The 11,605-nt window shown below is 70.8% G+C and carries 9 protein-coding genes; 6 read left to right on the forward strand and 3 right to left on the reverse strand.

All coding sequences use genetic code 11. From position 1 onward, the window contains the following. Positions 1 to 40: 40 nt before the first annotated feature. Both OG747_RS09070 and OG747_RS09075 read right to left on the reverse strand, forming a co-directional pair. The gene (locus tag OG747_RS09070; protein WP_405878765.1) at positions 41 to 865 is read right to left on the reverse strand and encodes an anti-sigma factor domain-containing protein; all 825 of its coding nucleotides are present in this window, start codon (positions 863 to 865) and stop codon (positions 41 to 43) included. Between the two features lie 295 nt (positions 866 to 1,160). Beyond that, positions 1,161 to 1,703: a sigma-70 family RNA polymerase sigma factor gene (locus tag OG747_RS09075; RefSeq protein WP_405878766.1), complete on the reverse strand. Its 543-nt coding sequence runs from the start codon at positions 1,701 to 1,703 to the stop codon at positions 1,161 to 1,163. A 274-nt stretch (positions 1,704 to 1,977) separates the two neighbouring features. Here OG747_RS09075 and OG747_RS09080 point away from each other — a divergent pair, with 274 nt between their 5' ends. The 4 genes from OG747_RS09080 (at position 1,978) to OG747_RS09095 (ending at position 8,684) form a co-directional block, all read left to right on the forward strand. Continuing rightward, positions 1,978 to 3,501 (forward strand): DUF4331 domain-containing protein, encoded by a 1,524-nt coding sequence (locus OG747_RS09080; RefSeq protein WP_405878767.1) that lies wholly within the window; start codon positions 1,978 to 1,980, stop codon positions 3,499 to 3,501. Positions 3,502 to 3,639: 138 nt separating this feature from the next. Then, entirely contained in the window at positions 3,640 to 5,217 is a 1,578-nt protein-coding gene (locus OG747_RS09085) for a tetratricopeptide repeat protein (protein WP_405878768.1), read from the forward strand. A gap of 23 nt (positions 5,218 to 5,240) precedes the next feature. Further along, the gene (locus OG747_RS09090; protein ID WP_405878769.1) at positions 5,241 to 6,962 is read left to right on the forward strand and encodes a sulfite exporter TauE/SafE family protein; all 1,722 of its coding nucleotides are present in this window, start codon (positions 5,241 to 5,243) and stop codon (positions 6,960 to 6,962) included. 57 nt (positions 6,963 to 7,019) lie between these two features. After that, positions 7,020 to 8,684, forward strand: a complete 1,665-nt coding sequence (locus OG747_RS09095; RefSeq protein ID WP_405878770.1) for a serine/threonine-protein kinase — start codon at positions 7,020 to 7,022, stop codon at positions 8,682 to 8,684. 6 nt (positions 8,685 to 8,690) lie between these two features. On the opposite strand, the gene OG747_RS09100 is transcribed toward OG747_RS09095, so the two are convergent. Then, a complete protein-coding gene (locus tag OG747_RS09100; protein WP_405878771.1) occupies positions 8,691 to 9,497 on the reverse strand; it encodes an SGNH/GDSL hydrolase family protein in 807 nt (268 codons plus the stop codon). Between the two features lie 317 nt (positions 9,498 to 9,814). On the opposite strand from OG747_RS09100, the gene OG747_RS09105 reads away from it, so the two are divergent. Together OG747_RS09105 and OG747_RS09110 are read left to right on the forward strand one after the other, a co-directional pair. Further along, positions 9,815 to 10,240, forward strand: coding sequence for a hypothetical protein (locus OG747_RS09105; RefSeq protein WP_405878772.1), 426 nt, complete (start codon positions 9,815 to 9,817; stop codon positions 10,238 to 10,240). A gap of 1 nt (position 10,241) precedes the next feature. Then, positions 10,242 to 11,363: a GNAT family N-acetyltransferase gene (locus OG747_RS09110; protein WP_405878773.1), complete on the forward strand. Its 1,122-nt coding sequence runs from the start codon at positions 10,242 to 10,244 to the stop codon at positions 11,361 to 11,363. Positions 11,364 to 11,605: the final 242 nt, after the last annotated feature.

Genomic DNA, 11,605 nt, shown 5'->3' on the forward strand with positions numbered 1-11,605 from the left:
GCAGGCGCAGGATTCACCTTCCTCGTAAGGGTGTTGACGGTTACTCTCCGAATCCGACCGATTTCAGGGCGAGTTGCGCAACTGGCGTGGTGGTGGGCTGTGCCGAGCCGCCGTGCGGCTCGACGGTGACGGCAAGTGACGTGGCGTTCGTATTCAGTCCGGTGGCCATCAGGGGCGTGTCGCCCTCGAAGAGCCCGAGGGAGCGCGGTTGGACGTTGGGGCGCATGAGCCACAGCTGGTGCACGCGCCCCCCGGACGGAGTGCCGAGTCCGCTCAGTGTCACGACGGCACGCCGCTCCGATGCGGAGGCAACCGCTCCGATTCCGCGGCCCTGTGCGTCCCGTTCACTGGTGGCCCGGGCGTCCGGCGCGGCGAGAACGTGGGCGATCTCACGTGCCTGGGCCCGCTCCTGGTCCAGCTTGTCCTGGGTCTGCGTCGCCTGGACGGCGAAGAGGGACGCCACCACGAGCGCCGCCGCGGCGGTGGCGGTGGAGAGCGGAGCGAGCAGCGGACGGAAGCGCGGGGTTCGGGCGCGCGCGGGTCCGTGCGCCGCGCGCCCACGGGGTGCGCCGTTCGGCAACGCCTGCGACGGGTGGGAAGGGTGCGACGGGTCCAGCGACTCCTGCGGAGTCGTGCGTACGGCGGTCAGGACCCGCTCGCGCAGGGCGGCCGGGGCCGGGGCCGCGGTGGACCAGGCGAGGCGCACCGCGTCCTCGCCCAGCGCCCGCACCTCGGCGGCGCACTGGGGGCAGCCGCGCAGATGGCGCTCGAAGCGCCGGCGTTCGCCGGGTTCCAGCGCGTCGAGGGCGTAGGGGGCGGCGAGCGAGTGCAGATCGCGGCGCAGCAGACGGTCGAGGACGCTCATACGTCGCCTCCCAGAGGTTGCGGGGCGTGGCTGGGCGATTCCAGGACGCGGATACGGGGATGCGGGGCGCCGGGAGGGAGGAGCCGCACACTGGTACGGGACTGCCGGACGGCGGTACGGGACTGCCGGAGGCCGGTGGTGACATTCCGCGGGCCTGCGGGGAGATGCCGGACGCCGGGACCAAGGTGACACACGCCGGGACCCTCTTGCCGCGCGCCGGTGCGAACGTGCGGGACACCGGCCCGGCGATCCACCGCACGGCCCCCACCATCCCGGTGCTCAACCCAACGCCCCCTCACGCCGCACCTCCCAGGCAGTTGCGCAGCCGTGTCAAACCGTCGCGCATGCGCGTCTTGACGGTGCCGAGTGGCAGGGAGAGCCGCTCGGCGACTTCACGGTAGGTGTAGCCGTCGTAGTAGGCGAGGGTGACGGACTGTCGTTGCAGGGCGGTGAGCCGGTCCAGGCAGCGGCGTACCCACTCGCGTTCCAGCCCGGCCTCCACCTCCTCGGCGACCTGGTCGAAGGCGGGGTGGTGCGCGCGCTGCCCCTCGCGCTGCTCGCGCTCGGTGGCCGCGCGGGCGCTGCGGACGCGGTCGACGGCCCGGCGGTGCGCGAGGGTGAGTATCCAGGACAGCGCGCTGCCCCGGCCGGGGTCGAACCGCGCGGCGGAGCGCCAGAGTTCGAGCAGTACCTCCTGGGCCACCTCCTCCGACTGGGCCGTGTCCCGGACCACCCGGCGTACCAGTCCGAACACGGGTCCGGACACCAGCCCGTACAGGTCCTCGAATGCCTTCTGGTCGCCTCCGGCCACGAGCACCAGAAGTTCGTCCGCCTCCACTCGCCCCTCCTCTCCGGCCGCGCGCGGCCTGTCCCTTCACCCACGTGTTCGTAGCGAGCGCTGCTTCGGATGGGGTTACGGATCAGTGCGCCCAAAACGCGGGTCGGTGGCCAAGGAGTGATGAGAGGCCCGTGAGAGCGCCGTGAAAGAAAGTGGCTCGTCGGTGAAACAAGCTGAGAAACCCGCCGTAAGAACGTTTGGGATTCGACCAATCCACCCCGGCGACCGCTCCGAATGGCGTGCGTCAGGCAATTGGGATCTGAGGACGGACGGCATGACACCTATCTCCAGGAGTGGCTCGGGACGCAGGAGTCTCGCGGCCCTCGTCTGCGGTGCGCTGGCTACCGGGGGGCTCGTAGCCGCCGGCGTGACCGCGCTGGACCCCGGGGCGGCCTCCGCCTCCAGCCACCGGGAGGCCCCGCTGATCTCGGGGACTCCCCAGTACGACAACACCGACTTGTACGCCTTCGTCAGCCCGGACAAGCCGGACACAACGACGGTCATCGCGAACTTCATCCCCTTCGAGGAGCCGGCCGGCGGGCCGAACTTCTACACGTTCGCCGACGACGCCCAGTACGACATCCACATCGACAACAACGGTGACGCGCAGAGCGAGCTGGTGTACCGGTACACCTTCAAGACGCACCGCAAGAACGGCGACACGTTCCTCTACAACACGGGCCCGGTCAACAGCCTGAACGACCCGACCCTGAACATCACGCAGACGTACGACATCGATCTGCTGCGGCTGCACAACCAGAAGGTGGTCTCCAAGACGAAGGTCGCGGACGACATCCCGGTCGCGCCGTCGAACGTCGGCAAGGCGTCGATGCCGAACTACGAGAAGCTGCGCAACCAGGCCGTGTACAAGCTCTCGGGCGACTCGACGACCTTCGCCGGTCAGGCGGACGACCCGTTCTTCGCCGATCTGCGGGTCTTCGACCTGCTGTACGGCGGCAACCTCTCCGAGGTCGGGCGGGACACGCTCAAGGGCTACAACGTCAACACGCTGGCCCTGCAGGTGCCCAACTACCTGATCCAGGAGTCGTCGCACCAGCCGGTCGTCGGCATCTGGTCCACCGTCCAGCGCAAGGACGCCCGCGGCTACTGGACGCAGGTCTCGCGCCTGGGCAACCCGCTGGTCAACGAGGTCGTCAACCCGCAGAAGGACAAGGACAAGTTCAACGCGTCCTCGCCCTGGGACGACGCGCAGTTCCTGAAGAACGTGACCAACCCGGAGCTGCCCAAGCTCATCGAGTCGATCTACAAGATCAAGGCGCCCTCCGAGCCGCGCAACGACCTGGTCGACGTGTTCCTGAAGGGCGTGAAGGGCCTCAACCAGCCGCCGAACGTGCGTCCGGCGGAGGAACTGCGGCTCAACACCTCGATCAAGCCCAGCATGCACCCCAAGCGGCTCGGTGTGCTCGACGGTGACAAGGCGGGCTTCCCGAACGGGCGCCGGCTCGCCGACGACGTGATCGATGCCTCGCTGCGGGTCGTCGAGGGCGAACTCCTCGGCCAGAAGACCGGCCTGACGGACTCGGTCGACGCGAACGACAAGAGCTTCGAGAAGTCCTTCCCGTACGTGGCCGAGCCGACCTCGGGTTCGCGCGGACCGCTGGCGAAGGGCACCGGCAACGACGTCAAGAACCAGCTGGGTGACGCCCTGCAGACGGGCTCCGGCGGCACCGACACCATGCTGATCGCGGGTTCCGCGGCGGCGGGCGTGGCCGGGGTCCTGCTGATCGGCGCCGGCGTGATGTGGTGGCGCCGCCGTATGTACAACCGGGCCTACTGACCCGGCTCCCCGAACCGGGCCCATTGACCGGCCCGGCTCACCGACTGGCGCGGCCCGCACCCACCACCCCCCACAGTGCGGGCCGCGCCGCCCCACCCCCACAACGACCGTTCCCGTCCAGGACTTTGAGGAGAGGGCATGTCCCCGCGTACGAACGAGAGCGCGCCGGAGGGCGAACCCGACGAGGCGACGGCGGCCGACGAACAGGGGCTCGGGCGGCGCGCCCCTTCAGAGGCGCGGGGCGTGACATCAAGCGGCTCCGCCGCGGGGGCGCAACCAGCCACAGCCGACCCGCAGCCTCCGCACGACGCTTCCGGCCCCGAAGCCGACGAACACCTGCCCGTGGCCGACGAACGCGTCGCCGCCGTCCGGCGGGTGTCCGCCTCCACGCGCCGTTGGCGAGCGGCCCAACTCGGCTTCTGCGCCGCTTCCTTGGCCGTCGCACTCACCGCCGGGGCCATGATCGTCGGGGCCCTGCGGGACGGCTCGGGCACCGCGGTCGCCGCCGCACCCAGCGCCGTCTCGCCCCAGTTGCTGGCAAGCGGGGACCTCGACGCCAGCATCACCTCCCTGCAGGCCCATCTCCGCGCCCAGCCCAAGGACTTCGACAGCTGGGCCACCCTCGGGCTCGCCTACGTCGAGCAGGCCCGCACCAAGGGCGACCCCTCCCGCTACCCGCAGGCACAGCAGGCACTGGACCGCTCCCTGAAGCTGCGTCCCGACAACGAGTCGGCGCTCGCGGGCCGCGCCGCCCTCGCCGCGGCGCGGCACGACTTCACCGGCGCCCTGACCTACGCGGACAAGGTGCTGAAGGAGAACCCGTACAGCGAGCGCGCCCTCTCCTCCCGTATCGACGCGCTCGTCGAACTCGGCCGCTACGCCGACGCCTCGAAGGCCGCCGACCTGGCCGACTCGCGCCGCCCCGGCGTCCCCGTCTTCACCCGATACGCCTACGTCCACGAGCTGCGCGGCGATGTGAAGACCGCCCGCCGCGTCCTCGAGCAGGCGCTCGACACCGCGACGAGCCGGGGCGACGTCTCGTACGTGGCGACGGCGCTCGGCCAACTCGCCTGGAACCAGGGCGAGTACGCCTCCGCCCTGAAGTACTACGCGCGGGCGCTCGCCGCCGACGACAGCTACCTCCCCGCGCTCGAAGGCCGCGCCCGCGCCCAGGCCGCGCAGGGCGACCGCGCGGCGGCGATCAAGGGCATGGAGCAGGTCGTGGAGCGCTATCCGCTGCCCCAGCCGCTGGTGGAACTCGGCGAGTTGTACGAGGCGCGCGGCCAGGCGGGCGACGCCCAGAAGGCCCGCGACCAGTACTCCCTGGTGAGCGCCTGGATCAAGCTCGCCCACTCCTACGGCGTCAACGCCGACCTCGACACCGCCCTCGCCGCCGCCGACCACGGCGACCCCAAGGACGCGCTGACGGCGGCCCGCGCCGAGTGGGCCCGCCGCCACACCGTGCACACGGCGGACGCGCTCGCCTGGGCCCTGCACGTCAACGGTCACGACAAGGAAGCCCTGCCGTACGCCCGTCAGGCCACGGCCACCGGCTACCGCAACGCGTCCTTCCTCTACCACCGCGGCATGATCGAGCGCGCCACCGGCCACGAGAAGGAGGCCCGCGCCTCGCTGAAGTCGGCCCTCGACCTGAACGCGGGCTTCTCGCCCCTGGGTGCCCGTGAGGCCCGTAAGGCACTGGGGGCGACCAAGTGAAGTCCTCTCGTTCTCGTCCACGCGTGACGTCGCGTCGTCTCTTCGCCTCCTGCGCGGCCGTCCTCACCGCCGCCTGCGCCCTCGTCCTGGTCCCCACCGGGGCCGCGAGCGCGCATCCGCTCGGCAACTTCACCGTCAACCGGTACGACGGACTCGTCGCCGCCCCCGGGCAGCTGCGCGTCGACCATGTCGAGGACCTCGCGGAGATCCCGGCCACCCAGGCGAAGCCCGACATCAAGAAGCTCGGGATGACGGACTGGGCCCGGCAGCGCTGCGAAACGGCCGCGACCGGCAGCAAGGTCACCGTGGACGGGCGTGCGGTCCCGCTCTCCGTCGGCACGAGCCACGCGCAGTTGCGGCCGGGGCAGGCCGGGCTCAACACCCTGCGCGTGGAGTGCCGGTTGACCGCCCCACTCCCCAAGAAGGGCACGGTCTCCCTGGGCTTCCACAGCGCCGGGGCCGACCGGGGACCCGGCTGGCGCGAGATCACCGCGCGCGGCGACCGGATGACGCTCACCACGTCGGACGTACCGAAGAAGTCGGTGTCGCAGGAGCTGACCAGTTACCCCAAGGCGCTGCTCTCCTCCCCCGCCGACACCTCGACCGCCGCCCTGCGGATACGCCCCGGCGGCCCCGCTCTCGTCGAGGAGCGGACGAACGCGCCCGCCGCCTCCATACTGCCCCGCGGCGCCGACCGCTGGACCCAGGCGCTGAACAACCTGGTGGCCCGCCATCACCTCACCTTCGGCTTCGCCGCGCTGGCCCTGCTCATCTCCGTGGTCCTGGGCGCGATGCACGCGCTCGCGCCCGGCCACGGCAAGACCCTGATGGCGGCGACGGCAGCGGCCCGCGGCGGCAAGGCGGGCCTGCGCGACGTCCTGCCGCTGGCCGCCTCCGTCACGGTCACCCACACCCTGGGCGTGGTCGCTCTCGGCCTCCTGGTGACGGCCGGGTCGGCCGCGGCGCCCTCGGTGATCGCCTGGCTCGGCATCGCGAGCGGCGTCCTGGTCATCTTCGCGGGCGCCACGCTCGTACGGCGGGCCTGGGGCAACCGGGCACAGGGGCACGGACACACGCACGGCCACGACCACGGCCACGACCACGACCACGACCACCCGCACGGTCATGACCACCCGCACCCCCACAGCCACACTCACGACCACGCGGACCACCCCCACGAGCACGCAGAAGAGCATGAACGCCCCCTGGTCCTCGCACACGCCCACGCCTCCGTGGCAACGGCAACGGACAGCCGGCCCCCCGCCCACGGGCACGCACACGAACACGGGCCACACCACGATCACGACCACGCGCACCCCCACCCCCACGCGCACACCCCCGCCGTCTCCCCCACCCTCGAACACACCCACGGCGGTTTCACCCACACCCACGAGGTCGCCCCCACCCTCCGCGGCACGATCCTGCTCGGCTTCGCCGGCGGACTCGTGCCCAGTCCCTCCGCCGTGGTCGTCCTGGTGGGCGCCGCTGCGCTGGGACAGGCGTGGTTCGGCCTTCTCCTCGTCCTCGCGTACGGCGTTGGTCTCGCCCTGACGCTCACCGCGGCCGGGTTCGCCGTCGTCAAGCTGAACGACGGGATGAACCGGGCGCTGTCGAAGCGCCCCCGGTGGGCCGGGGGACCGACCGCGGCCCTGATCCGCAGGACCGCCCCCCTGGGCTCGGCGTTGATCGTCGTCGCCCTTGGGGCTGGATTGGTGTTCAAGGGGGCGGCATCCGCACTCGGCTGAGCTACTTTTGTGGAGAAATCACGCGGATGCGCAGCGGATACGAATGGGGGGACACCCGTGTCCGAAGATCCGGGCAATGAACGTCTGATCGCGGGTCGCTACCGCCTCCTCTCCCCGTTGGGTGAGGGCGGCATGGGAACCGTGTGGCGCGCTCTGGACGAGGTGTTGCACCGCGAGGTCGCCGTCAAGGAGGTCCGCGCGCCCGCCGGTATCCCGGTGCAGGACGTCGAGCGGATGTACGCCCGCCTGGAGCGCGAGGCCTGGGCCGCGGCCCGGGTCGCGAACCGCAACGTGGTGACGGTGTACGACGTGGCGACGCAGGACGGCCGCCCCTGGATCGTCATGGAGCTCGTGCGCGGGATCGCCCTGTCCGACCTCCTGGACTCCGAGGGCCCGCTGTCGGCGCAGCGTGCCGCGCACATCGGCGCCGAGGTGCTCTCCGCGCTGCGCGCCGCGCACGAGGCCGGGGTCCTGCACCGGGATGTGAAACCGGCCAACGTGCTGATGTCGAACGACGGCCGGGTCGTCCTCACGGACTTCGGTATCGCGACGGTCGAGGGCAGTTCGGCGCTGACCATGACGGGCGAGGTCATCGGCTCGCCCGAATTCCTCGCCCCGGAGCGGGCGCTCGGCCGTACGCCGGGGCCCGAGTCCGACCTGTGGTCGCTCGGCGTGCTGCTGTACGCGACGGTCGAGGGCAACTCGCCCTTCCGTCAGAACACCCCGCTGAGCACGCTGCGGGCCATCGTGGACGAGCCGCTGCCGCCGCCGCGCCGCGCGGGTCCCCTCGCGCCCGTGATCGAGGGGCTGTTGAGGAAGGAACCGGCCGAGCGGCTGAGCGCCGCGCAGGCGGAGAGCGATCTGCGGCTCATCGCCGCGGGCGGCTCCCCCACCGCGGGCCCGCCGTCCCCGACCGCCCAGTCGCCGACGATCTCCTCGTTCTCCCAGCCCGCCCAGGAGCCGCCGGGATTCGGCCCCCCAGGACCGCCGTCCCGGACGTACGCGCGGGGACCGCAGCCGGGTTACACACCGTACCCGCCGCCCACGGACACCCCCGCCTCCACGGAGCCCGTCCGCAACCGTCGCGCGGCCGCCGCCGTGATCGTCGGCGTGATCGCACTCGCCCTCGCGCTGGGCGGACTGACGTACGCCCTGGTGAACCGTGACAACGGGAGCGGCGGGAGCAGCGACACCAGCAGTAGCGGGAGCGGCCCCAAGAGCGGTTCCGGGGGCGCGAGTTCACCGGCCACGAGCAGCGACAGCGGGAGCAACACCGGCGCACCCGGTGGCAGCAGCCCCTCGACCACTGCGTCCAGCAGCGCCCGTACGAGTAAGCCGCCGGCCCAGTCCGTGCAGGTGACGGTCGCGGGTGCGCACACCGACTACTCCGGTTCCTGCCCGCCGCCCCAGGCCCAGGCGCCGACCTTCACGGCGACCTTCACGGTGGGCCGCGTGCCGGCGGACGTCGAGTACCGCTGGGTGTTGAAGACGGGCGAGGTGTCCGACCCGGGCTGGAAGACCCTGTCGTTCCCGTCGGACGGCGGCAGGACCAAACAGAAGTCGATCTTCTTGACGACGTACAACGCGAGCGGGACCTTTCAGAACGAGATCAGCGTGGAGGTCCGGGGCCCCGTGCGGACGACGTCCAACTCGCTGCCGTTCTCGGTGTCGTGCGTGACGGAGACCCCGTCGGACGGGGCCTCCGCTTCCACGTCACCGTGAGGGCGGTCAGGCGACCGAGGTGAAGACCGGGAGATAGCCGCCGGAGTGGCCGGCCGCGGTCGGGTGGTACGACTCGGTGATGTTCAGCAGGTTGAGGCTGTGCAGCCAGGCGTCTCCGGAGCAGAGCTCGTGGCCGGTGAAGGTGGTCCTGACGTCGCCGAAGGTGAAGCCGTGGTCGGCGGCGCGCTTGGCGATGGCGCTGTCCAGGTAGTCGGCGGCGCCGTTGATCGCGGCGCGCTTGGTGTCGGAGAGGCCGAGGCAGGTCGCGCCCAGTTGGTAGAACCTGGGGTAGCCGAGGACGACCACGTGGGCGGTGGGTGCCTTCGAGCTGATCGCGGAGTAGACGGAGTCGAGTTGGCCGGGGAGCGTGGAGTCGACGTAGGCCTTGGCGGTGTCGATGCGGGACAGGCAGCCGCTGTCGGACTGGAGCACACACGTCGTCATGACGTCGGCGAAGCCCGCGTCGTTGCCGCCGATGCTGATCGAGACGAGGCCGGTGGAGGAGCTGAGCGGGCCCAGCTGGTTCGCCAGGACATCACCCGTACGAGCGCCCGAGCAGGCCGTGAAACTGAACGACGACGGTGAATGGGCGGCGGCCCAGAGGTAGGGGTACGCCTTGGTGCTGCGCAAGCAGTCGCCGCTGGAGCTGATATAGCTGCCCGCGCCGACACCGGACGCATAGGAGTCGCCGAGGGCCACATACCCGGTGGCCGCGGCGGTCCCGGACGCCTGCGCCGTCGCGGCGCCGGTGAGGGCGACGCCGACGGCGAGGAGGAGTGAGGTCACGTATGCCGTAATTCGGGAACGTCTCATGGAACCTCCCTTTAGCAGGATCTCTGCCACAACTGTGGTACCAGCTACGCGTGTTGACAGGAAGTGTCCATGCCAAAACTCTTCGGCTCCCGCCGGCATCCCCCGCATCGCCCGAACGCGTTCACCGCATATTTCATCGCCTGTTCATGACAACAGCGGCAGCAACGGCGCCTACGGGAAACACGCGGTGAACAATGGCGCCACATGTTTGAAGTCGGCCAAGAAGCCCGAGTGAGCGCCTACCGCACTTGACGACCCCCAGCCCGTTGCGCGACATTGAAGCCCGGCATCCGGCGCTTCGGGGGGCAAAGTCGCCAATGCAGACCATAGGTATCAAGCCGCCTTCATCAGACAGTGACGAGCGGTCAGGAGAGGATCCGGGGAGGGACCTGGTCCCCCTGCTCGCAGGCGTCGCGGTGGCCGTCGCGGGGGTCGGCGCGGTGCTCGCGCTCGCCGACGCGGACACGTCCCTGCGCGGCCCGTTCACGCTGTTCTTCCTGCTCGCCGCGCCCGGAGCCGCCATCGGTGCCGCACTGCGCGGGCTGGATCCCTTCGCCCGCACGGTGGTGTCCGTCGCGGGAGCGATCGCCGTCGACCTCCTCGTCGCCCAGGGCATGCTGGCGGTGCACCGGTGGTCGGTCCGTGGCGGGATCGTGGCCGTGACCGCGATCAGCTCCGTCGTTCTCCTGCTGGTGCTGGTACGGCGGCTGCGCGGCCGTGCGGCGAGAAGACGGGCCTCCTGACGTGGACATCGGCGTGTACCGCCCCGGCGAACTGAGCGCCGCCGACCGGGCGGCCTGGACGACTTTGCAGTCGAAGGCCCACTTGAACGGCTCGCCCGAGCTGGCGAACCCGTTCCTGTCCCCCGAGTTCACGCTCGCGGTGGGCCGGTGCAGACGCGGCGTACGGATCGCGGTCGTACGGGAGGACGGCGAACCCGCGGCGTTCTTCCCGTTCCAGAGATCGACCACCGGCGTCGGCCGGGCCGTCGGCCTCGGTGTCTCCGACTGCCAGGGGCTGGTGCACGGCCCCGGCTTCCACTGGGACGCCCAGGACCTGCTGCGGGCCTGCGGGCTCGCCATGTGGGAGTTCGACCACCTGGTGGAAGGCCAGGCGCCGTTCGAGGCGGGAGCCTCCGGCACCTTCCCGTCCCCGGTCATGGACCTCGACCAGGGCTACGAAACCTATCTGCGCCGGCTGCGCGCCCAGTCGCCGAAGTTCACCCGGACCACCCTCGCCAAGGAGCGCAAGCTCGGGCGGGACGCCGGCGGGGTGCGCTACGTCCACGACGAGCGCGATCCGGCGGCCCTGCGCACCCTGATGGAGTGGAAGTCCGCGCAGTACCGCAGGACCGGGCGCAGCGACCGCTTCGCACACGCCTGGATCAACCACCTGGTGCAGCAGCTCTACCACACCCGTTCCGAGCCGTTCGCGGGCGTCCTCTCGGTGCTGTACGCGGACGGCAAGCCGGTCGCCGCGCACTTCGGGCTGCGCACCGAGCGGGTCCTGGCGTGCTGGTTCCCGGCTTACGATCCGGCGTTCGCGAAGTACTCGCCCGGGCTGATCCTGCATTTGCGGATGGCCGAGGCGGCCGCCGCCGACGGAATCGCCTATTTGGATCTCGGGCGGGGCCGGAAGGAATACAAGGACTCCCTGAAGACACGGGAACTCGCCGTGTCCGAAGGGTGGGTGACCCGTCGTCACCCGGTCGCAGTCGGACACCGGGCGCGGCGCGCCCCGGTCCGGGTGCTGCGCAACATGGTGCTGTCGCGGCCCGAGCTGTTCGAGCCCGCCGACAGGATTCTCAAGCGGATGGGGAAAATCCGTTCGAGACGACAGGTAACGGTCAAACCAACAAAAACGTGAGGCCTCGTTCCAGGTCTTGCCATAGGGACGCAATCGTCAATACCGTCATACATCTCACCCGCATCGGACCATCATGCATAGGCGATCTAGGGGAGGGCTCAAGATCGCGGTGACGGCCCGGCGCGGGGCGCGGTAGGGGGGTGCCGTGCTCGGTGACCACACTTGTGCCGAGTCGTGCCGCGCGACCGGTTTCCGCATCCGGAATTCCACCTTCGGGTTCCGTCTTCGGAATCGGCCAGCTT

This window comes from Streptomyces sp. NBC_01384 (genome assembly GCF_045040035.1).
Lineage (GTDB): Bacteria > Actinomycetota > Actinomycetes > Streptomycetales > Streptomycetaceae > Streptomyces.